The organism is Anaerocolumna jejuensis DSM 15929 (assembly GCF_900142215.1).
Classification (GTDB): domain Bacteria; phylum Bacillota; class Clostridia; order Lachnospirales; family Lachnospiraceae; genus Anaerocolumna; species Anaerocolumna jejuensis.
Map to the genome: position 1 here is coordinate 191080 of NZ_FRAC01000007.1, position 23592 is coordinate 214671.

20 protein-coding genes are annotated in these 23592 nt (G+C 41.7%); 16 read left to right on the top strand and 4 right to left on the bottom strand.

Going from position 1 to position 23592, the window contains the following annotated elements:
* Positions 1 to 988: 988 nt before the first annotated feature.
* A complete protein-coding gene (locus BUB77_RS04345) occupies positions 989 to 1585 on the top strand; it encodes a zinc dependent phospholipase C family protein (RefSeq protein WP_073273303.1) in 597 nt (198 codons plus the stop codon).
* A 102-nt stretch (positions 1586 to 1687) separates the two neighbouring features.
* Here BUB77_RS04345 and BUB77_RS04350 read toward each other — a convergent pair whose 3' ends face one another.
* Entirely contained in the window at positions 1688 to 2806 is a 1119-nt protein-coding gene (locus BUB77_RS04350; protein ID WP_073273305.1) for a PucR family transcriptional regulator, read from the bottom strand.
* Positions 2807 to 2906: 100 nt separating this feature from the next.
* Here BUB77_RS04350 and BUB77_RS30965 point away from each other — a divergent pair, with 100 nt between their 5' ends.
* From BUB77_RS30965 to BUB77_RS04395, 9 genes are all read left to right on the top strand, one after another.
* Positions 2907 to 3203 carry a GNAT family N-acetyltransferase gene (locus BUB77_RS30965; protein ID WP_408606379.1) on the top strand — a complete coding sequence of 99 codons (297 nt, stop codon included), beginning with the start codon at positions 2907 to 2909 and terminating at the stop codon, positions 3201 to 3203.
* A gap of 410 nt (positions 3204 to 3613) precedes the next feature.
* On the top strand, positions 3614 to 4222 hold the full coding sequence (locus BUB77_RS04360; protein WP_073273307.1) for a cytidylate kinase-like family protein: 609 nt from the start codon (positions 3614 to 3616) through the stop codon (positions 4220 to 4222).
* Positions 4223 to 4550: 328 nt separating this feature from the next.
* Positions 4551 to 5273, top strand: coding sequence for an amino acid ABC transporter ATP-binding protein (locus tag BUB77_RS04365; protein WP_073273901.1), 723 nt, complete (start codon positions 4551 to 4553; stop codon positions 5271 to 5273).
* A gap of 16 nt (positions 5274 to 5289) precedes the next feature.
* On the top strand, positions 5290 to 5982 hold the full coding sequence (locus BUB77_RS04370) for an amino acid ABC transporter permease (protein WP_073273309.1): 693 nt from the start codon (positions 5290 to 5292) through the stop codon (positions 5980 to 5982).
* Between the two features lie 51 nt (positions 5983 to 6033).
* A complete protein-coding gene (locus BUB77_RS04375; protein WP_242962372.1) occupies positions 6034 to 7071 on the top strand; it encodes a substrate-binding periplasmic protein in 1038 nt (345 codons plus the stop codon).
* A 194-nt stretch (positions 7072 to 7265) separates the two neighbouring features.
* Complete coding sequence (locus BUB77_RS04380) at positions 7266 to 8396, top strand: iron-containing alcohol dehydrogenase (protein ID WP_073273311.1); 1131 nt, start codon at positions 7266 to 7268, stop codon at positions 8394 to 8396.
* A gap of 191 nt (positions 8397 to 8587) precedes the next feature.
* The gene (locus BUB77_RS04385; protein ID WP_073273313.1) at positions 8588 to 9937 is read left to right on the top strand and encodes an aspartate aminotransferase family protein; all 1350 of its coding nucleotides are present in this window, start codon (positions 8588 to 8590) and stop codon (positions 9935 to 9937) included.
* Between the two features lie 263 nt (positions 9938 to 10200).
* Positions 10201 to 10893, top strand: coding sequence for a response regulator transcription factor (locus tag BUB77_RS04390; protein WP_073273315.1), 693 nt, complete (start codon positions 10201 to 10203; stop codon positions 10891 to 10893).
* 7 nt (positions 10894 to 10900) lie between these two features.
* Positions 10901 to 12160 (top strand): HAMP domain-containing sensor histidine kinase, encoded by a 1260-nt coding sequence (locus tag BUB77_RS04395; protein WP_073273316.1) that lies wholly within the window; start codon positions 10901 to 10903, stop codon positions 12158 to 12160.
* A 239-nt stretch (positions 12161 to 12399) separates the two neighbouring features.
* Here the strand turns inward: BUB77_RS04395 and BUB77_RS04400 are convergent, their stop codons facing one another.
* Genes BUB77_RS04400 through BUB77_RS04410 form a run of 3 tightly spaced genes read right to left on the bottom strand, consistent with a single transcriptional unit; the run spans position 12400 to position 17665 of the window.
* A complete protein-coding gene (locus BUB77_RS04400) occupies positions 12400 to 14367 on the bottom strand; it encodes a serine hydrolase domain-containing protein (RefSeq protein ID WP_073273318.1) in 1968 nt (655 codons plus the stop codon).
* A 16-nt stretch (positions 14368 to 14383) separates the two neighbouring features.
* On the bottom strand, positions 14384 to 16891 hold the full coding sequence (locus BUB77_RS04405) for an FtsX-like permease family protein (protein WP_073273320.1): 2508 nt from the start codon (positions 16889 to 16891) through the stop codon (positions 14384 to 14386).
* 12 nt (positions 16892 to 16903) lie between these two features.
* Entirely contained in the window at positions 16904 to 17665 is a 762-nt protein-coding gene (locus BUB77_RS04410) for an ABC transporter ATP-binding protein (RefSeq protein WP_073273322.1), read from the bottom strand.
* 247 nt (positions 17666 to 17912) lie between these two features.
* Between BUB77_RS04410 and BUB77_RS04415 the strand changes: the two genes are divergently transcribed.
* From BUB77_RS04415 to phnE (BUB77_RS04440), 6 genes are all read left to right on the top strand, one after another.
* Positions 17913 to 18887, top strand: a complete 975-nt coding sequence (locus BUB77_RS04415) for a LacI family DNA-binding transcriptional regulator (protein WP_073273324.1) — start codon at positions 17913 to 17915, stop codon at positions 18885 to 18887.
* A 52-nt stretch (positions 18888 to 18939) separates the two neighbouring features.
* The gene (locus BUB77_RS04420; protein WP_073273326.1) at positions 18940 to 19752 is read left to right on the top strand and encodes a metallophosphoesterase family protein; all 813 of its coding nucleotides are present in this window, start codon (positions 18940 to 18942) and stop codon (positions 19750 to 19752) included.
* A gap of 16 nt (positions 19753 to 19768) precedes the next feature.
* Positions 19769 to 20833, top strand: coding sequence for a phosphate/phosphite/phosphonate ABC transporter substrate-binding protein (locus BUB77_RS04425; RefSeq protein WP_073273328.1), 1065 nt, complete (start codon positions 19769 to 19771; stop codon positions 20831 to 20833).
* 152 nt (positions 20834 to 20985) lie between these two features.
* Entirely contained in the window at positions 20986 to 21738 is a 753-nt protein-coding gene (gene phnC, locus BUB77_RS04430; RefSeq protein WP_073273905.1) for a phosphonate ABC transporter ATP-binding protein, read from the top strand.
* Positions 21735 to 22529, top strand: coding sequence for a phosphonate ABC transporter, permease protein PhnE (phnE, locus tag BUB77_RS04435; protein ID WP_073273329.1), 795 nt, complete (start codon positions 21735 to 21737; stop codon positions 22527 to 22529). The genes phnC and phnE (BUB77_RS04435) overlap by 4 nt, the downstream gene beginning before the upstream one ends.
* 179 nt (positions 22530 to 22708) lie before the next feature.
* The gene (phnE, locus tag BUB77_RS04440; protein ID WP_408606380.1) at positions 22709 to 23461 is read left to right on the top strand and encodes a phosphonate ABC transporter, permease protein PhnE; all 753 of its coding nucleotides are present in this window, start codon (positions 22709 to 22711) and stop codon (positions 23459 to 23461) included.
* Positions 23462 to 23592: the final 131 nt, after the last annotated feature.

A 23592-nucleotide genomic window follows, 5' to 3' on the forward strand; every position in this document is an offset into this window, starting at 1 on the left:
CTGTTCTGTGATAGAGCCATAAATATAATCAAGTTCTTTAAGGCATAAAATAATAGTGACAAAAAGTATAAACAAGGTAAATTCTACATGAAAATAAAGGAAATGTCAATAACCCAATACTCCCATCCATGATAAACGCATGGTGGAGGTTTATGGAAGCGGACGATGACCAAGGGGGTTGTTTTGGCATTTTGTTACGCGAGAACCCTTATTCCACTAAAACGGCAGGAAACGTGACTGGCAGGTAAACCAATGCCAAACTCGCTGTGACAAATATGGCTGTGTTAGTTAGCGAGCTCAAACAGTGGCATTGCTTTACCTAGTCACGTTTCCTGCCGCTTAAGTGTCATAAGGAACCTCTTGAGACAAAATGCCAAAACAACCCCCTTGGTCATCTGTGCATATTCATTATTTGGTCTTATGCGTTAGCCATGCCCAAAACACTATAAGACCAAAACAACATAACAACTGTCCAAGGGTTTATAGCCAACCCCCAGATGATTTTGGCTTACCTTTCGTAATTTTCTATTGAGGAGTTCCCTAATGACACTTAAATGGCAGCAGCTGTTCCTAGGTAAAATTATACCACTGTCTGAGCTCACAACACCACACAAAAACAACCTTCCAGCGAGTTTGGTATAATTTCACCTGCCAGGAACAGCTGCTGGCATTTTAGTGGAATTCGGAACCCCGAACGAGAAAATTACGAAAGGTAAGCCAAAATCATCGTCCGTTCCCAATACCCTTACTACAATCCCCCTTCTTGAAAGGAATAATTACCCCTTTAGTAATGTCAATAAAATATCTGTCAAATAAAACTATTTTTTCTGATAGCGTTAAGAATTTGTTAAATGTCATTATTTCTATTGTATAAAGTGTATTTCGGGTGTACAATCACTTATGTTGGTAAATGAGGAGAGTACCGGTTAGAGAAACGAATCTCCCGGAGCCATAGAGCTATTTGTCGATCATAAAACAGGAGACATGAATGAGAAAAAAATCACATATTTCTTTAGCAGGTTATTTACTGGACAGCATGGAGAATGATGGACTTACCCATCATAAAAAAGCTTTTTACATCGGCAGTATTCTGCCGGATTGTCTTCCATCCTTTATCACAAGAAGACATACGATTGACGAGACCTTTGATATACTGAAAAAGGAAATATTAAAAGTAACAGATAATTATGAAGCAGATAGAGGAATAGACAGGTATTTCAGCAGGCACTTAGGAGTTATCACTCATTATTTGGCAGATTACTTTACCTATCCTCATAACAATATCTTTCAAGGAAATATCAAGGAACATTGTGGATATGAAAAGAAACTGATAACAGCTTTAAGAAGCTATGTTAAAAGTGAAGAGGCAGTAAAGAACCGTGAACAGAATCTTATTTTTGCCACAGTGGACGAGATACTTAAATTTATTAAGAAAATGCATGAAGAGTATTTAAAGGTAGCTAAGAAAATAAAAGTTGACTGTGATTATATTGTTGAACTTTGCCATAAAGTAGTAGACGGTATCCTGCAGATTTTTGAAAGGAATTATCGTATTGCCATGTCATTACAGGCTAATATGGCATAATATATGCCAGGGTAAGGCTGTCCCAGTAAAAAATGGGGCAGCTTTATTTATGTTCAAAGGCAGGTATTGCTGAAAAAGTACTGTTCATAGCAATGGAAAATCCTATATTGAAAAATACTCCTTTATGTAATAGGCCATAAGCAGATCAAATTTTATTTTTGAATTATCCAGTTCCGTATGAAGCAGTTCTTTTATTTTCTTAATGCGGTATATAATTGTATTCCGGTGGGTATGCATTCTTTGGGCAGTATCCAGCAGGTTACAATCAGACAGAAGGAAGGTCCTTAAAGTCTCCGTGTAATCCGAATCATGGGCAGTGTCAAATTCTTCAAGAGTTCCAAGGCTTCGTTTGTAGATGTTCTTTAACATATCGGGATCTGATGTACAAAAAAGTACCTGAAAGAGTCCTAAATCATCAAAATTAACATAGGTGCTGCTCCAAAAAACAGCGGCTGCCAGTGAGAAACGCGCCCTTTTATAGCAGAGGCTAAGTTCTGTCAGGGATGGAATGACATTGCTGATTCCAAGCTTTATGCTGTCACAGAACAGTAAAATATCAAGTATTTCATTCAGGGAGGGCTGCAGGTTCGATACCAGGTATACCAGTATCTGGTGGTTCTCGTGCTCGAAAAGATGGTATTTTATCTTAAGACGGTTTAGTGAGAAGGTAATCCGTGTGGTGTTTTTTAAATTCTGTATGACAACAATCCTGTAATCTGCCAAGGATGGAAAGCCATATTGATTCAAGGTCAGGAGTATATTCTCATGAACAGGTGCCTGGTAGAGGGCTCCCTGAAAGGCTGCATTTAAATGGTCCGTGCTCTGGATATTGTTGAGCAGAACACGGCAATAATCCTGCATAATATCTACCAGATGGATTTTCCAGGGCATGGTGAATATAGGAAATTTGCTGATGTCGCAGAATTCTGTGATTTCTGAGGTGATGTCTTTCGTATCCAGATATTTTCCTACATTCAGAAGGATACCACTGCAATTGTGGGTAACAAGTGCTCTGATAAAATCATAAAGGTTTACACCGCCCTGGGTAAAAAGGCCGGTTGTGATTATCAGTTCCCCTCCTTTTAAAAAGGGCATATTCTGAAAGTCTTCTGCAAGATATACCCAGGATACGGAATTAGTAAGACCGCTTTCTCCGCCGTGGAGCGCAAGGCTGTATTTTTCTTTTGCACATTCAAAAAGGTCTGTAATTTGTGTACCCATTTTCCGGTCCTCCATTTTCAATGATGGCTTAGTATAACATACTTTGTACTTTAAATACAATAACATTCATGACTGAACAAGCACGCTGGATTTATTATTTATTGATGAGGAACCGGTTGGATTTATATATTATCAGATTGATACCTCTCAAAGTAACTGGTGTGAACGAGAGGATTGGGGCTTTATCAGAGAGATTTATATTGAACCTGATTTTAGAAAATCCGGATTAGGAACTAAGTTGATTTTACATGCCGAAGAGAGCCTTTATTCAAATGGTACCAGGGACCTTTATCTTACTTCGGATAATAATGATGCATTTTGGAAGTCACTTGGTTATAATAAAACGGATAAACTAAGCACAATTAATCATGATCCGATATATGAAAAGATAAATTAAAATTTATATAATTCCACTACCAACTATCAATATCAGTTGGTAGTTTTTTTTGTACTCCCAATTGAAGGAGCAGATAAAAAAGGCAACTTCCCTTCAGGCGGTTGCTTTTTATTGCTGAAAACTGGAAATCCAAATTCAGTAAAATCAATCATTGAAAAGACAGAACAAAGGTTCATATGTACTTAAAGTACAATAACGGCGTAAAAAATTAGAATTAACGGATATTGTAACCTCTCATCCGGAGGCATATAATGAACCCAAGACAAGAGAAGCTTATGGAATAGAATATCTATAAGAAATACTTTTTATTAACAAATACCCTTTTATAAAAATACCCTTTATAAGAAATACCCTTTATAAGAAATAACCCTTTGTAAGAAATAACCCTTTGTAAGAAAGAGGTGGTCGTTATGAATGAGAAATTTGTTGTGACAATCGCAAGGCAATTCGGCAGTTTGGGAAGACCTATTGCGCGTCTGGTCAGTGAAAAACTGGGGATTGAATATTACGACAGAGACATTGTAGAGATGGCAGCTAAGAATTTAAACCTTCCCGTTTCAACTATCAGTGATGTGGAGGAAAGTGCAAAGTCGGCGTTTTTCAATATGAATTATCCTCTGGGAATGGGAACTACCGCTATTCAGGATTCTATCTTTTCCGTACAAAGGAAGATTATAGTGGATTTGGCTGAAAGAGAGTCCTGTATTATTGTTGGGCGGTGTGCGGACCACATATTAAAGGATTATAAAAATATCATTAATGTATTTATTTACGCCCCCTATGAGGCAAGGCTTGCAAACTGTGTGGAAAGGCTTGATATGCGGCCGGATGAAGCAAAAAAGATGATCGCTTCCGTGGATAAGGCCAGGGAATCCTACCACAGGCATTATTGTGGCTATTCCATGTCGGATAAGGATAATAAGCATGTCATGCTGGACTCAAGTCTTTTGGGAGTGGAAGGAACCTGCGAGGTGGTTGTAGATATTATCCGGCGGAAATTCCAGCTTCCTGTAAAATAGTCAGATTAGGTGAAGGATGGATTAATTCAGAATTATAGTTAATTGAAATTTCTTGTTAATGATAAAGGCAATGGTGCTAAAAAAGCTCATTGTCTTTTTTTGTGATATAGGAAGTAATAAGGCATTAAAAGAATTTCAAAGCATGAAGAATTCAAAGCAGGAAGAAATCAAGAAACAGGAAGTATCGCAGTAGCAGGAAGAAATATGGGAACAGGAAGAAATGCAGAAACAGGAAGAAATATAGTAATAGAAAAAAATGAAGCAGCAGGAAGAAATGCAGGAAAGGATGATTATAAGTGATTTTATGGAAGAGGGTGAACACATGTCAATGCTGGAAATAAAAAAATTGTCCAAATGCTTTGAGGATTTGGAGGTACTGAGGGATGTCAATATCTCAGTGGAAAAAGGAGAGGTGGTAGTAATTATTGGGCCCTCCGGTTCGGGGAAAAGTACCCTTTTACGTTGTATCAATCTTCTGGAGCAGCCTACTGGCGGAGAGATTTTATACATGGGAGAGGATATTACCAAACTTGGCAAGAAGGTTACCAATTACAGGAAGCATGTGGGAATGGTGTTTCAGAGGTTTAATCTGTTTTCATTAAAAACTGCGGTGGAAAATGTAATGTATGCGCCGCTGAAGCTGAATAAAATCCCCCATAAGGAAGCGAGAGAACAGGCAATGGAGCTTCTTGGAAAGGTGGGCCTGGAAAAGAAGGCGGATATTTATCCCCTTGCCCTTTCAGGAGGTCAGCAGCAGAGGGTCGCTATAGCCAGGGCCCTGGCTATGGAGCCGGAAATCCTGCTCTTTGATGAACCAACCTCCGCCCTTGACCCGGAGCTGGTGGGGGATGTACTGGAGGTTATGAAAAAGCTGGCGAAGGAGGGAATGACAATGATAGTAGTAACTCATGAAATGGGCTTTGCAAAAGATGTGGCAGACAGGGTTATTTTTATGGATGGAGGCTATGTGGTAGAAGAGGGCTCTCCGTCAGAAATCTTTACCAGGCCTAAGAATGAAAGAACCAAGTCATTTCTTGCAAGAGTACTGTAAAGGAAGGTGAAACAGAATGGAGTTGCATTTTAAAAGAGCTTTTGATACCCTTGGACCCAGTCTTTTAAACGGAATTGGAATTGTAGTATTTATTACTCTGGTGGGTTTTACCTGTGCCCTTATTGTGGCTTTGCTGGTTGCTATCGGCAGGCTTTCCAGGAGAAAAATGCTTGTAAGAATTCTTGGATTTATGATAGAAATCGTAAGGGGAACGCCCCTGCTGGTCCAGTTCTTCTATATCTATTATGTAGTGCCTACCTTGATAAATGCGCTGATGGCTTTGCTGGGCTATGATACCAATTTTCAGCTGGAGGCATCTACCTGCGGTATTATAGGCTTTGCCATTAATTATGGCTGCTACATGTCAGAGGTTATACGCTCTGCCATCCTTGCCATTGACTCCGGTCAGCGGGAAGCGGGGCTGGCCCTTGGTTTTAGTGAAAGCCAGGTGCTCTTTCATTTTATTATACCGCCGGCTTTGAGAAATTCCGTACCGGTCTTTGGGAATTACCTGGTTATGCTGATTAAGGATACCTCTCTGCTGGCCATGATTTCGGTTCAGGAGCTGTTGCTTCGGACGAAAACCTTTGCTTCCCAGACCTTTCTGACTGTGGAAGCTTATACCATTCTGGCACTGGTATATCTGGTGCTTAGTATCCCACTCTCTCAGTTAAGCAGAATTGTAGAAAGAAAGTTAAAGAGAGTGTAAACAATTGGAATCATTGCAACTATGCTCAACGAGCAGGAAAGAAGGTAAATTATGAAAGAAAAGCACTTTCACACTCCATTATTTATGGCAGTACCGCAGAACTGTCTGCGGTATGCAATGGGAGCAAGTATGAAAAGAGTAAATGTTAAAAAGAGCATTGTTTTAATGCTGGCACTTATTATGGTCCTTGTAATGGCAACAGGCTGCGGTACAAAGAGCACTTCTGGCAGTAATGCTTCTGCTAATGGGGGAGAGGCTACCAAGGCTGCCGATGGAGGAGAGACTACGGAGGCTGCAAAGGATGATTCCCAGGTTTCCGGCAGTGAATCCAAACTATTGCAGAAAATCAAGGAAAAAGGCTATATCCAGATTGGCTCATCCAATGATGCACCCTTTTCTTATACGGACGTGGATTCCGGCGAGCTGAAAGGGGTTGATATTGAAATCCTCCGTGAAATATGCAAGAGACTTGGAATACCTGACATTAAAATGAAGGTTATCGATTTTTCCAATCTTTTGGTGGAGCTGAACAATAATAATATTGATATGGTAGTAGACGCCATGTATGTAAAGGATGACAGGCTCAAGATTGCCGCATTTACGGATAAGTGGTACCAGGAAGGGGAAGCGGTTGTAATACCTGCTGATTCCACCATAGCCAGTAAGGAGGATTTAAAGGGCAAAAAGATAGGGGCACAGCCTGGGACCACCTTTTATGAAACCGCCCAGAAATGGCTGGATGACGGCAAAATAGGGAAACTGGAGGCCTATGATAACCAGGCAACCCTCATGACAGCCGTTAATATGGGAAAGGTAGATGCAGTCGTGACAGACGGTATTGTAGCAGGCTATACACTGGCATCGGACAGCGCCCTGAAGCTGAAGCTGTTATCTCCCTATGAAGCAGAAGCAAGCGGACAGATTGGCGCTGCCTTGCGCTTTGAGGATAAGGATTTTTTGACGGAAGTCAATACAACCTTAAATGCAATGAAGGATGACGGAACCCTTTTAACCATCCTGAAAAATTATGGTTTGACAGAAGATTACTTTGTTGGAACAGAGGATGGAAAAACAACGAACATTAAATAAATAATACGAAATATAAAGAGTGAAAGCCACATCTAATAATAAGGCTGTTATAAAGTGTGAAAAAAGGTAAATCAAAATAGTAATATGAAGACGGTAATATAAAATAAGATGCGGTGTTATGGAACAGATATACGAAAACAGAAAGATTAACAGAAATGCAAAACAAAAATCAGACGCTTGGAAAGAGAGTAACTATGGAATTTCAATATTACCTGCCGGTCAATCTGGTATTTGGCCGGGGAAAATCGGATATTATCGGTGAAAAAGCGAAAGAGCTGGGAAAGAAGGCATTAATCGTTACAGGAGGGAAAAGCACAAAAAGCTCCGGCTTGCTTGCTAAAGCAGAGGAGCAGCTTAAAAGCAACGGGGTTACTTCCACGGTCTTTGACAGGGTAACACCGAACCCGCTGACGACTACTGTCTATGAAGGGGCACAGTTAGCTTTAGAGGAGGGCTGCGATCTTATAGTAGCCCTTGGAGGAGGCAGCAGTATTGACACGGCAAAGGGAATTGCCTTTCAGGCAATGAACGGAGGCGATATCAATGACTACATTTATGGCAGGAAGATAAGCAATAAAGCCCTTCCCATCCTGGCTGTACCCACTACCTGCGGTACCGGAAGTGAAGGAAACGGCTTTGCCGTTATGACAAATCCCGAAACATTGGATAAAAAATCCCTGCGCTGCAGTGCTATTGTACCGGCTTGCTCCATTATTGACCCGCTGCTGATGAAGACCATGCCAAGAGAAACTCTGGCCTGCGTAGGCTTTGATGCCCTGTGCCATAACATGGATGCCTATATATCCTCTATTGCTCAGCCTTTGACAGATATCATGGCCCTTGAGGGAGCAAGGCTTGCAATAGAAAGCCTTCCGAAACTTTATGCGGATGCAGAGGAGCTTCCTGGCTGGGACAGCTTATGCCTTGCCAGTACCCTGGGAGGGATGGTTATTAATACGGCAGGAGTTACGGCACTTCATGGCATGGAACATCCGGTCAGCGGTCTGAAGGATGTTGTGCACGGCAAAGGGCTGGCAGCACTGGCACCCCATGTCTACGGAGCTTCCATAGAGGGAGCAAGGTCCAAATTTGCCACACTCTCAAGGTACCTTGGCGGAAGGGATGAAAATGATTTCACAGATAAAATCCAGGAGCTTTTAGAAGGAATTAACTTAAGAGTAACCTTGGGTGAGATGGGAGTTGAAGAAAAGGATGTGGATTGGCTGGCAGACAATTGTCTTAAGGTATCCGCGCCCAGCATTGCAAACCATCCGGTGGTTTTCTCTATGGATGAAATGAAAGAGATCTATAAAAAAGCTTTATAATTATTTTTTATAAAACAGAGTTGCTTTTATTGGGCTTTCCGCTGTCATATAAGCTGAATTATTAATAAGTTGAATTTTAACTTAAAATTTAAATCAACTTATACAAAATCAGCAGAATGAGAGAAATGTTTGTGTCAGCGCTGCCCACATGAACGAACATAGGAAAAAGCGGCGCAGAAACGAGGAGAAATATGTTAAGAGATTCTTTACCCAAAATAATTACCCCCCTGCCGGGGCCGAAAGCCAGTGCTATTTTAGAAAGAAGGAAGGAAGCAATACCGGGAGCCATTAAATCCGTTTATCCCTGTGTTATAAGCAGGGGAGAGGGAGCGATGCTTGAGGATGTAGACGGAAATATTTTTCTGGATTGGGTCGGAGGAGTAGGGGTGCTTAACATCGGCTACAGCCACCCGGAGCTGGTTGAGGCGGTAAAAGCCCAGTCAGAGAAGTATTTCCACGCAATGATGAATATTGTCACCCATGAAGGCTATATCGAGCTTGCGGAAAAGATGAACCAAATTGTTCCGGTAAAAGAAAGCAGAAAAAAGACCATGTTTGCCAATTCCGGAGCGGAGGCAGTGGAGAATGCCGTGAAGATTGCCAAGTCCTACACCGGAAGGCCAAATATTATCGTATTTTCCGGGGCTTTCCACGGAAGGACCCTTCTGACCTCCACCATGACCTCCAAGAAAGCCTATTCTGCCGGCTTAGGGCCTTTCCCCGACGGTATTTACCGCGGAGAGTTTCCCTATCTGTACAGGGGACCGGAAGGCCTTAGTGAGGAAAAAGCCATAGAATACTATACAGAAAAGCTGGAAAGGGTATTTGAGGAAGCATCCCCGGCTGAATTTGTAGCGGCTATTGTAATGGAGCCTGTCCAGGGAGAAGGAGGTTTTATCCCTGCTCCCATCGAATGGGTAAAGGCAGTGAGAAAAATCTGTGACGAAAAAGGCATTCTGCTCATAGCGGATGAAGTACAGACCGGCTTTGCACGTTCAGGTAAGATGTTTGTGTCTAATTACTGGGCAGAAGCAGGCTGCGCCCCGGATATTCTTGCTACGGCCAAATCGATTGCAGGTGGAGTTCCTTTAAGTGCCATAACGGCAGGAGCCACCATAATAGATGGGGTTAAAAACGGCATCATAGGAGGGACCTACGGCGGTAATGCCCTTGCCTGTGCCTCTGCCCTGAAGGTGATTGAAATAATCGAAAGAGATGATTTGTGCGGACGTTCCCTTGAGATTGCAGCAAAGTGCCGAATGGAATTTAACAGCTGGAAAGATACCTATGAGGAGGTCGGAGATGTAAGGGGCATCGGCTGCATGATGGGAATCGAATTTATAACGGATAAAATGAATAAAACCCCCAATGGAAAGCTGGTGTCCGATATCCTGGATTACTGCTCTCAACATGGACTGATTGTTGAAAGTGCGGGAACCTATTCCAATGTTATCCGCTTTTTATGTCCCCTGGTCGTAACCGACGGACAGCTTGACAGCGGCCTTAGTATCTTAAAGTCCGCAATAGAAACCTGCCGATGAAATGTTTGCCGGAGCCTGTCGAATTTGTAGAAGGCTCCGGTAAACATTTTTTTAATATTCTTCATATTACTTTGGTATCCAATATTTTAATATCCTTCTGTTATCGCTTTGGTCCCAATTATTGAATATTTCCCCAGGCCCTGTTTTTATTGCGCTTATTTATAAAGAAAAGCATTTATACAGTATTTACTCCGTATCTGGAATGGGATATGATGGATTCAGGTAGAAAAAAATTGAAAAAGCCATTAAGAGGATAGGTGTATATGAAATATGATTGCTTAGTTATAGATGATGAGTTAGATATTGCCAAAACTACGGCGGAATACTTTGATATGTTCGGTATTAAGACGGCTTATGCTACAGAATATGAGGAAGGAATGAAAGTATTTAATGAGAATGAAGTGTCATTACTTATTCTGGATATTAATCTGAAGGAGCACTCCGGGTTTAAATTCTGTAAAAGCATACGTGAGGAGTCGGATATTCCAATATTGTTTATTAGTGCAAGGGATAGTGAAGGAGACATATTAACAGGATTTAATATTGGAGGAGATGATTACATTGTAAAACCATTTACCTTAAATATTTTACTGGCTAAGGCTAGGACCATGCTGAAACGTTATCAAACCTATATAAGGAAGGAAGAACCTGTAGTATCGCCTGTTCCCGGACACATTACAATTGATTATAACTACCGCCAGGTTAGTGTTGTCGGAGAAATAGTGAAATTGAAGAATCAGGAATTTCGGCTGCTGGCATATTTGGTTGAGAATTGTAACCGTGTCATTTCAAAAGAGGAATTGTTTGAGAAGGTGTGGGAGGATGCTTATGTGAGCGATGTTACTTTAAATGTCCATATAAGGCGTATCCGTGAAAAAATCGAGCAGGACCCCAAGAATCCAAGGTACATAAAGACAATCTGGGGTGTAGGTTATGTTTTCGAAGTAAAGGTATAATGCTGAGATGAAAAAGGTAAAACATATTTTTATAAGTATGGCAGCTGTGACGATAATTGCTATTGCGGGTATCATAATTTTAAATGAACGGCAGCTGGAATACAGCAATGATATCGTAGCCCTTAACCGTATAACAATCGAGGCGGGCGAGAACTTTGAGCATTTGGAAGATATGAAGCTGCAGGCAGATATAGGGGCTTTTGCCATATATGATTTAAAGGGGAAGCTGGTTTACAGTCACGGCTATAATGCCAGTACGATAGTAGAAGCAATGAAAGAAGCCAATGCCATGCAAAATATTATCCTGGATAATGTAATCCTTGGTACTGTAGTGCTGGCACCGGCCTATATGGAGGCCGTACACCATTTTCGAACAGAGATAGTAATTATTTTAGGCTGTGTTCTGGCTGCAATGTGGGGAATTGCGGCAGCAGCGGCTTTTTATATCAATCGCTCAATCATAAGACCATTTGAAGAAATGAAGGCATTTGCCAAGGAAATAGCAATAGGAAACCTGGAAATGGATCTTAAGATGGATAAGAAAAATGTCTTTGGTGTATTTACCGAAAGCTTCGATATCATGCGGACGGAGTTAAAGCATGCAAGGGAAAAGGCAGAAAAGACAGAAAAGAGCAAAAGGGAACTGGTTGCATCCATCAGCCATGATATTAAGACACCGATTACCTCTATCATGGTTATCTGTGAATTCCTAAATGTAGTTATAAAGGACGAGGACCAGCTGGCTAAGATTTTATCCATATCCTCGAAGGCAGAGCAGATCAATCTGATGACGGCTGATTTGCTAAACAGTCAGCTTGGGGAATTGGGAGAGTTAAAAGTAACAATCACTTCTATCCTTAGCAGCGATATCCGTAAGATGTTCCAGGTTGCGGACAGCCAGAAAAAAATAGTGGAGTGTAAGCTGGAGCATTGTATTGTTAAGGCTGATAAAATGCGTTTACAGCAGGTAATTAATAACCTAATTGATAATTCCTATAAGTATGCGGATACCTCAATCCGGATTGAAAGTATAATCACAGGCAGCCGTTTGTTGATTAGTATTAAAGATATGGGCAAAGGAGTAGCAGAAGAAGAGATACATAAGATAAAAGAGAAATATTATCGTGGGAAGGGTACGGAAAATAAACATGGCAGCGGTCTGGGCCTTTATATAGTGAATGATCTTATGAATAAAATGGAAGGCAGCATATCCTTTCGGAATAAAGAGGATGGATTTGTTGTTGAACTGGAATTAGAATTGGCTTGATGAATATCGGGTGCTTAAAGGGCTTAGGAAGCTTAGAGGGCTTATGAGCTAATGGAATTTAGGGAGTTTAGCGAACAGCAAAAAAAGGAACAAATACCGGATGTTGTATAATTTCGATGGATTTATGCGCATTATCTGGCATGAGTTTCTTTTTTTTTGCAATAACCTTTTGCAATAGCTCCCTATAATTATTAGAGTGGGGGCGGACAAAAACTTGGACTCCCCACTCAATTATTAAGCTAATTCATTCTGAATTCAGTTCCCTGTTTTCCGGCAAAAGCAATATAGCCATCTTTTATCAGATACGAAGTCCGGGTGGCATTTTCAAACAGAGAGGAATCAATTAAGGCGCCGTATTGATTGTATATAAAATAATGGCCTTCTCCTGAGATATCAATGGAGGTATAGGTTCCGGCATCAGTGTCAGTAATACGGCACCATCTGGTAAAGCCATCTGCTCCAATGGTATAGGTCCGTTTTTTATCAAGGCTGGATAAATATTCTTCTCCTGCGTATTGAAATCCGTTGGTGGCTGACAGATATTCTGTATTATCTTTTTTGGTTATGCTGATATCCACGATATCGCGTTTTTTCCCGACATTCGAAAGAGAATTATCACCGGTCACTGCATAGAGGGAGCCGTTCATCAGAAAATAATTATCGTTGTAACTGGATATTTCACCCCATATATATGGCTGTGACATATAACCTGCACTGGCATACTGTTCGTCCAGAAGAAAGTACTTTTTATTATTTCTTTTATTCCATGCTGTTTTGGAGCTTTCAGAAGCCTGAAAGTCATCAAGCCTGGCAGCCAGAGTCATACGGGAAAAGTTCGTTGATACCCCGAAGTATTTTGAATAATATTCTGCCTCCACCGCATACTCATCAGGATTTTTAATCAGGCGGAAACCTTCGGTTATATAGCATTGTGTAACCGGCAGAAGGGTTTTTAGTATGTTACCGTCTTTACAGACAAAATATCCGGAATCCAGATATGTCAGTTCAAAGGTTTTTTTCATTTTATTGGGTGATGAGGTTGGTGTGGAAAATAGGGTTAAATACATTTTATTATTTTTAAAAGCAAGGGAAAAGGAAGCGGCACCATTGTATAAACCGGCAAATTCCAGGTATTCATCAGGAATGGCGGCCGGCTTACCTGTAAATGAGGTCTGCGGAGTTGTTTCCTGGAGGCCGGTTGTTAAATTTAAGGCACTTAACAGTAATTCATTTGATAAAAGGGAAGCATAAGTACTGCTGCCTTTTGAGGACACAACAGCAGCGGACATATTGTAATCAGGAAGGACTGTAAGCGCTGCATGGTAACTCTCCGTATCTCCGCCCTTTTCAATGGCCTGAATGTTATACCTGTTAAAAGGATATGCATTTACATCATCCCATCCTAAACCATAATTACCATCGTATATATGAGCTCCGGCAGACTGTTCTTTTTTTGATTCGGCTACACTGGCACTGCTGAGTACGGAAGGGTGGTCCTTCATAAATATCGTTGAGAAGGCACATAAGTCCGAGACAGTTGAAAGAATACCTCCATCCCCAAGTGTAGTTGTAAAATCAGTTGGCATCAGCCGGTTATTCTTATAGGTATCCGCTATATCGGAACTGTCAAAATCAGAAAGCATGGTTATGGTATCCCCAGCCCCCAATGGCTTCATGATATTTCTGGTAATATATTCGGTATAAGAAAGTCCGCTTACTGCTTCAATAATCAGCTCTGCCAATTCAAAAGAGTCATTACTGTATACCGAATAGGCACCGGGCTCTGCTTTTAAACGCTGGGTGCTCAGGTGCTTCAGAATACGGTCATGATTTGAATTGTCAATACAGCCATACAGGTCAGAATTTGAGTACAGGGAGCCAAGAAGACCGGAGGAATGATTGAGCAGCATGTGGACGGTGATTTTTTTATAACGTTCATCTGCCATGGTAAATGCCGGAAGGTAGTCGGATACAGGGGAGTCTAAATCAATAAGCCCCTGGTCTGCCAGCTTTAAAATTGCTGTGGCAGTAACTGTTTTACTGACAGAACCTATGCCATACAGCTTGTTTTCTGCTGTAAGGTGGGAATCCTGCTGCACTGCTGCATTACTGTCTGTGTTATTTTTAGCGGGAGCCTGAACAGGCAGCAGCGTTACGCCCATAAGGAGAGAGAGGCTGAGGAATGTCTTAAAATATAGCTTTTTCACGGATAAATCCTCCTTTCTAATTTTCTATCAGCTCATAAATAGAGATTCCTTTGATTTTTGCAGTAAGTAAGTAGGAGACAGTATAAGTAAATATGGTCACAATCAGGGCGGCGGCTATCAGTGTAAGGATGGAAGGTAATTCATATTGGAAGCTGAACCAGCCTGCGAGGGAAAATAGCTTCCTTACAAAAGGAAGGGCTGCTCCATAAGCAATCACGGAACCTAAAAAGGCACCAACTGCAACGGATGGCATCAGACTGAAGATAAGCTGCTTTCTTAAATCTCTGGTAGTAAATCCCAATGACTTAAGGATGCCAAATTCCAGTTTTTTGTTGTTGACAGTTTGTTTCACCATAATAGAAAGTACGACGGCAATAATAATTAATGTAATGATCAGGATGAAAACCGCCAGAAGGCCAAAGGCCAGTTTAAAAATAGCAAGATAACCTGACAGCATGGAGGCGTTTGAAGACACTTCTTTAATGGGATAGGCAGAAGTACCGCCGCTTAAGACTGTGTTACCATCAATATTTAAAGCATATTCCATGCTGTCAATGTTATAATTTTGTTTTAATTTAATCATTTTAGTGTCAATGATATGTTTTATTACAGAATAGTTATCATAGGTATTCCAGGAGGTATTTCCGGATAACAGTTCACTCTGGGTATATCCGAACTTGCTAAATATAAAATCGGCAAATTCCTCATAGGTATAGTCTTTATCAAGATAAGCGTATATGGTGAGAGGGGTATAGGCCGCATATATGCGTTTATAGCCCTCTTCGCTAAAATAAGTATTGTAAGACATAGTTGAAGTAGTAATACCTGTAATGATATAGTCTGCTTTAATACCTATTGAATTTACGGTTATAACATCGCCGATGCTTTTGTGCAATAAACTTGCAACATGAGCAGTAACAGCAATTTCATTGTCGTTGACAGGAAAACTCCCTTTTGCTATTTTAATTGTTTCCAGATTCTGAAAATTATCAATAATACGTGCGTTATAGGAGGTATTATTAATCGTTACGCCTTCCAATCCGGTTCTTATAATTTTTCGTACATGCTCATTCCTGCTGATAATGTCAGAAACGTATTTCATATCCCCATGGGAATCCAAGGTAACATTGGCATCTGTTAACTCGCTGTCAAGTATATTTTTAACAAAGGAGTCCTTGATACCAAAGTATTCAAAGAGTATGAATCCAAAGCAAAGTGTAAAGCTTATGATAGTAATGATCAGGCAGGTAGATATATTCTGTCTTTTAAACATCAGCAAATGCTTGAACGAGAGGATATGGTTGATAGAACCTTTAGCGTGTTCCAGCTCCACTTCATTTCTTTTAATATTGTGGGATAGAAGTCCTCCCCGGAGGATAACAGCAACAGGCAGTTTTTTTACTCTTGAGGTGGAAAGATAAGCTGCCAGAGCGATTATAAATGTTGTAATTAAGATTATAATAATGTCCAGGCTTATGTGAACAGTGGTATTAATCCGCACACCGGTGGTCAATATGAGCATCTTATGATAGAAGGGGGTACCGGCATAGGAAAGGATGGTGCCTGCTATACTGCTGATAAAGCTGATGCTGATGTATTCGAAGACGTAGCTTAAGGCAATTTGCCTGCTTGTATATCCCAGGGATTTCAAAGTGCCGATTGCAGTAAGGTTTTCATCAATACCGGACTTGATTCTATAAATTGCCATAATAAGAGCAACCATAAAAATTATTCCCGAAAAAGCAGCAATAATGCTTGAAATAATGGAAGCAAATAAGGTAAAAACAGCAGAAAAATCCGTACGGGAAGCTGCCTGTTCAATACATTGGGTGCTGCTGTTATAAGCGGAAGTATAGTCTGTGAATTGCGACTCGATGTAAGGCAGGGCATCCTTGTCATCCACGGTGAAATTTAACAATGTATTAGTCCCGAAATTAGAGGCTAAATCCTGAAAAACATCAGCTGTGGCAGCAATTCTTATCTGAGAGAGGTTACTGACTGCTCCAAACTCCGATACATTACAGAAACCTAATATTTCATAAGTGTATTCCTGTTCAGTGGAGTCCCTTAGTATAAAGGACGAGCCAGTCGTATAACCTAATTCCTGAAAAGCAACGGGTAAATAAATACCGCTTTTATTCTCCTGCGGCTTCATAATATCAATTTTGGAAATGGAACGCTCAGTATTTATATTCTGAATGAACATGTAGGTGGTGCTTGGATTAGTGCCGGGTGAGTAGTATTCACCGTTAAATTTGATGATATCCTCTGCGTTAACACCGGTAACATGTTCTTTTGCTTCCAGGAAAGCTGAAAACTCTTCATGATACATGTTTGGCGAAAACAGGAGATAGTAATCGGTTCCGTTTAATTTTTTGCCTTGGGATTCAAAGGCTGATTTAACTTCTCCGGTAGATATAATCATATTAAAGAAGCATACGGCAATCATCACAATAATAGCAAATGATAAGGCACCACTATGCTTGCGTTTTAAATTTGTAAGTGCCAAATGAAGTGAAATCATGAAATGCCTCCTTTACCAATTATTTTCCCGCAGAAAGTCCCGGACCTTTTTCGTGCGGTGCTCCACATCTGCTTCTGTATATTTCTCCAGAAGAATCTCTCCGCATACCTTGCCGTCCATTAAGTAAATGATACGGTCAGCTCTGACGGCGGCTTTTATATCATGAGTAACCATAATAATGCTCTGCCCCCTATGGTTTATGTCCGTAAGAATGTCCAGAACATTTTTGCCCGAAGAGGAATTAAGTGCTCCCGTAGGCTCATCTGCAAATAGGATGTCAGGTCTGTTTATTAAGGAACGAATAAGAGCAGCGCGTTGTTTCTCGCCTCCGGATAGCTGGCTGGGAAATTTGCGCCATATTTCTTCTCTCAATCCAACCTGCAGAAAAAGCTCTTTGGCACGTTTGATTATTTCAGACTTGTTATTGTTTACAAGATATCCGGCGGTCAATACATTATCCAGAATACTCATATTTTCCAGAAGGTAAATGCTCTGAAATACAAAGCCGCAATGTTTTTTTCGGAAGGCAGCCAGCGCATCGCTGTTAAGGTCCTGAAGCTGAGTGCCTCGAAAGATGATCTTGCCAAGGGTCGGCGTATCCATTCCGGACAATGCATACAAAAGAGTAGTTTTACCTGATCCGGAGCTGCCCATAATAATGGTAAAATCCCCTTCATAAATATCAATATCTAAATTAGTAAGGACATGCTGCTGCTGTCCGTCTGATGAAAAGGTCTTACATAATTGCTTTGTTTGTAAAATCGGTTTATTCATATCCTCTTCCTTTCCCGTTCTCTGATATCAATATAACACAGGAAGCCGTAATAATCTTTTCCGGCCATTAAACAAATCCTTGTCAAATCCTTAATTATTATATAATTTTTAAAAGGTATTTCAGGCAAAATATTTAATAAAAGTAAGTAAATCAAAGTATAGTAAAGTTTTAGTAAAACTTTACTAACTGCTATTGAAGTCCATTTTGGGTTATGCTATATTCGATTTATCAACAGGAGGTATTAAGATGGCAACACTTAAAGAAATTTCTGAAAGGGCAAAAGTGTCCATGGCAACGGTGTCCAGGGTATTGAATCTGGATGATACCATGGCTGTCAGCCCGGAAACCAGGCGTTTGATTTTAGAAATAGCACATCAGATGGGGTATGTGCCGCCAAAGCAGAGAAAGGCAAATGCAAGGAAGACCATCACAATTGGGGTAGCTGACTGGAAGATTATTCAGGAGGGATGGCCGAACTTCCGCCTGTCCTCTCTGGGATATCTGGTACAGGGGATTACACAGGAACAGGAGGTCCGTTTTGTAAGGCTGAACAGCCATTATATTGATAAAGTGGACGGTATCATAGCCTTTGGTGCTTTTAATACGGAGGAAATTGACAATCTTCACCGCCTTTCCTACCATATTGTATTTGTAAATTCCGAGAGGGAAGGCTATCAGCATGATCAGATTGTCATTGATTTTAGTCTGGGAATGCAGCAGATGGTAGATTTCCTTATAAAGGAAAAGAAATATCAGAAGATAGGCTACATTGGCGGGCTTTATGAGAAGGACCAGGTGAAAATCGGGTATCACAGGCTGGAAGCCCTGACCAGGTACCTGAAGGAATATGGAAGCTATCAGGAAGAATTAATACTGACAGGTGATTTATCCTATGAGAGCGGATACCGCCTTCTAAAACAGGCTCTGGAGGCAGAAGACCTGCCGGATGCCCTGCTCCTTGGAAGTGATGCCATAGCGGAAGGTGCGCTGGCAGCAATGGAAGAAGCGGGACTTAGCATACCGGAGGACATCGCTGTCGTAATCTACAATGATATTGAAACACTAAAGCCTAAGTATCCGGATTATACATCAATTAAGATGTACCCTGATTTTGTATGGCAGACAGCCATTGAATTATTAATAGAACGCATTCTGAACAGGCGTACCCAGACCATGAAAGTCATAATACCCACCAGACTGTCACTGGGGAAGAGCACCTGAGCAAATGCTCCAAATTTATAAAGTTTCATAAAATTTCTTAAAGGAGATTCCGATGGGTACCATACGATTTTTACATATGTCAGATCTTCATTACCGGGAGCAGTATGCTGATAACGGTTTTGAAGCTCTGATTGCCGCCAGGCAGCATCCAAAAGACAATATTATAAAATGCATCAGAGAAGAACGGGAGGACGGCTTTGATTTTCTCTTACTCACCGGTGATTTGACCCATGAGGGAGAGGAAAGTGACTGCCTTGCCCTGGATGACTTATTAAAAAAAGAGTTGGGGAATATTCCATATATAGCATTGCCCGGCAACCATGATATCAGAGAGGCCTTTTCCCCCGTCTTTAACAGGAATGGCAGGTTTGAAGGAAATAATGGAGTATACAAAATCAAAGGCCTTCGGATTATAGTTCTGGATACGGGAAGGTCGGTTAACGGCCTGATTGAAAAGGAACAAATCACATGGTTAAAGGAGGCTTTAAAAGAGCCTTCACCGGAGGGTTCCCTTTTAGCTCTCCATCATCCGCTGATTGACAACCAGGATGGCCTGCCCTGTGCCCAATACGACGGGGAATTAAAGAAAGTAATAGCAGGCAGTGATATTCTTGGTATTTTCTGCGGGCACACCCACCATAACTATATGGCACAGTTTGCCGGAAAGCCTTATTTTACGGCGGATTCCATGGCTTTTTCCATGGTTACCCATAAGGAGGTGCTTACCTTTAAAAACCATGCCGCCTATACCGTTATGGAGCTTAGAGGCAAGATACTTTCAGCTCAAGTAAAGCAGACAGTACCGGAAATTTCCGTTACTGCAAGCTTTTCTTCAGATAAATTATCACAACTTTTTAGCCAATGAAAGAGAGGAAAGAAGAATGAGAAAAAGAAGTTTTATGAAGCGTTTAACAGCATTTATGCTTGCCGGACTGATGGTAGTTGGCACTACGGCCTGCTCTTCAGGCAAGACCCAGCAGACGGACGGCTCGGGAGAAAAAAAGATAGACAAGCTTACTGTCTATTTTGTACCCTCCAGGGAGCCTGATGAAATCGTTACGGCAACGGACCCGTTAAAGGCATTACTAAAGGATGAGCTTGCCAAGGAAGGCTATGAAGTCGGTGAAGTGGATATTTCCGTAGGAACAAGCTATGAAGCTGTTGGAGAGGCACTTTCAGCAGGAACAGCGGATATCGGTTTTATTCCGGGAGGAACTTATGTATTATACGATGACGGTGCTGATGTAATTCTGACAGCCACCAGAGCAGGTCTTAGCAAGGATTCCGCTAATCCCAAGGACTGGAATGACGGAAAGGCTACCGAAGCAACGGACAAACAGGTTAATTACTACAGAAGCTTAATTATAGCAGGACCCAGTGAAAAGGGAAAAGAGCTGGCGGACAAGGTGAATTCCGGACAGGAGCTGACCTTTGATGACCTTTCAGGTGCTAATTTCAGCGTAATGTCTTCTTCTTCCTCCGCCGGCTATATCTATCCTTCCCTTTGGCTGCAGGATAAATTCAGCAAGAAGCTTACGGATTTGCCCAACCTTGTACAGGCTGATTCCTATGGCAGCTCCTTTGCCCGTCTGGCCTCAGGAGAAGCAGATGTGCTTTTAGCTTATGCAGACGCCAGACGTGATTATGCTGATAAATGGACCTCGGAGTATAACAGGAGTGCTTCTATCTGGGAAGAGACCAACGTAATCGGAGTGACGGAGCCGATTTACAATGATACCATCAGTGTCAGCAAGAATTCCAAGATTATGACAGATGATTTTAAGACCGCCCTTCAAACTGCTTTTATTAATATCGCAGGTACTGACGAAGGAAAGAAGGTTATTTCAATCTACAGCCATGAAGGCTATGTAGCGGCAAAATCCTCCGATTATGATAAGGAACGCGCTGCTCAGGAGTTAATTCAGAAATTAAATTCAGGCAAGTAATTTTACATATGACAACAGGCACTTATGTATGAATTTTAGGGCCGCACCTGCAAGGGAGCGGCCTGTAAAAGATACATAAGCCGGCGTATAGCAGTGTTCTGACAGAAGCTGCTATGGGAGCAAATGTAAAAGAAAAGGCAAAGGGTGTAAAGGTGATATTATTTGAGCAGGTAAATAAAATATACGACAATGGATTTCATGCGCTGAAGGATATTAACCTCTCTATCGGTCAGGGAGAATTCATTGCCATAATCGGGCTTTCCGGTGCCGGAAAGTCTACTTTAATTCGTACCATTAACCGGATGCATAATATAACGGACGGCAGACTTTTTGTAAATGATGTGGATGTAAATTCTCTGAAGGGAAAAAAACTTAGAAGCTTTCGAAGAGGTATCGGGATGATATTCCAGTCCTTTAACCTGGTTACCAGGACCACTGTACTAAAGAATGTACTTACAGCCAAGGTGCCGGACCTGCCTGTCTGGAGAACGGTATTGGGGATTTTTCCGAAAAAGGACTACATTGATGCACTGGAGGCTCTGGAAAAGGTAGGGATATTGGATAAGGCATATTCCCGGGTTGACCAGCTTTCCGGAGGACAGCAGCAAAGGGTTGCTCTGGCCAGAACGCTGGCACAGAATCCACGGATTATTTTGGCCGATGAGCCAGTTGCTTCCCTGGACCCGGTGACAGCAAAGCAGGTTATGCAGGACTTTAAGAAAATAAACAAGGAAATGAACATTACGGTTTTAATTAATATTCATCATGTGGAGCTTGCCCTGCAGTATGCGGACAGGGTAATCGGTATCAAAAACGGAAGCATTGTATTTGACGGAAGTTCCTCGGAGGTCTCAACAGAGGTATTAAATGACATTTACGGAGGAAGGCTGGAGGAGGCAGTATGAAAAAGTATGAACTCCAAAGCGGAAAGGTCGTTTTAAGACCCCGTTCCAAAGCTCTGCCTGCTTTTATACTGACAGCGGTATTCTTTTATATTTCCGTTAAGGTAACCGGTTTTGACATGGGCTTGTTGAAAGAAAGAGGGATTCAGTTCTTTGTAATATTAGGACAGATGTTTCCGCCGAAGGTATCCTATACGGGCAGCATATGGACACCGCTGATTGATACGGTGAAGATGTCCTTGCTGGGCTCGATTATCGGTTCCGTAGCGGCCATGCCTGTAGCGGTCCTGGCTTCTACCAATATTGTGAAAAACCGTGGAGTGGTTGGCTTTATAAGGTTTATTCTGAGTATTATCCGAACGCTTCCCACACTGGTAACAGCCTTAATAGCAACCTATGTATTCGGGCTGGGAACCCTGGCGGGGACTACAGCCATAGCTGTTTTTACGTTTGCCTATGTGGGAAAAATGCTCTATGAGCAGATTGAAACTGTGGATATGGGGGCCTTTGAAGCTATGGAAGCCATGGGATGCAGCCGTTTCCAGGCTTTTTTGGGAGCTGTTTTACCACAGGTAACATCCTCTTATCTCTCTGTCTGTCTTTTTTGCTTTGAAGGAAATGTAAGGTATGCTTCCATACTTGGATATGTAGGTGCCGGAGGTCTTGGGCTGATACTCAGTGAGAAGGTAGGCTGGAGAGAGTATGACTGTGTAGGCATGATATTGATTATGCTGTTTTTGACCGTATTAATAATAGAAGCTGTCAGCCACTTTATCAGAGTCAGATTGTCCTAGAAATATTTTCGGAAAGAGTCCGAAACAGGATTGCTTCCATCCTATTTGTGATGCTAAAAAGCGGTATCATGTTGGAAAGAGAGAAAGAAAATATCATTTTTGAAAGGATTGCAATGGATGAAAATATGGACTTGATAGAAAAGCAGTATAAAAACCGTCCGAGGCTCTGGCTGTATCAGATGATTACCCTTATTTTGATACTTGCATTGATTGCCTGGTCCGGAAGTGCGGTGGAATTCAATGCAGGCAGATCCAAGGGACTGCAGGTGGCTAAAAATATTATTCTTGGGATTTTGCATCCGGATACGGCGTTTTTGTTTAACCTCACAACCAAGGGTGTTCCCTATCTCTTGTTTGAAACCGTATGCATTGCCTTCCTTGGAACAATTGTAGGAGCAGTACTTGCCATTCCTTTTTCTTTTTTAGCTGCTTCCAATATTGTGCCCAAGCCTGTTGCCCTTCTTGGAAGATTATTTATTATGGCAGTCCGCACCATACCGCCCTTTGTTTACGGCCTGATGTTCATCAGGGTAACGGGACCGGGACCTTTTACCGGGCTCCTGACCATGTCCTTATGCTCCATAGGCATGCTGACCAAGATGAATATAGAGACCATAGAAGATCTGGACGTCAGGATTCTGGAGTCTTTGGATGCTGCCGGCTGTAATACCTTTGAAAAAATCCGTTACGGAATTATGCCCCAGCTGATTCCCAATTTCCTCTCTACTGCAATTTACCGCTTTGACATGAATCTTAGAGATGCGGCAGTTCTGGGCTTTGTGGGAGCAGGAGGTATCGGAGCTCCCCTTATGTTCGCCATGAGCTCCTACCGCTGGAATCAGGTAGGTGCTATTCTGGCCGGACTCATTGTTCTGATACTGCTGATGGAAGTGTTTTCGACCAGAGTACGCGTGAAGCTTATCAGAGGGTAGTGTGAATTATTGAGAAGCATAATTCACACACAAGATTGAGCCTGCGAAATCCTCGGCTCAATCTTGCGGCGCGTTGGGAGGGCGTGAGTGGTAGTGTGAAAATTAGAAAGCAATTTTCACACAAGAATGAG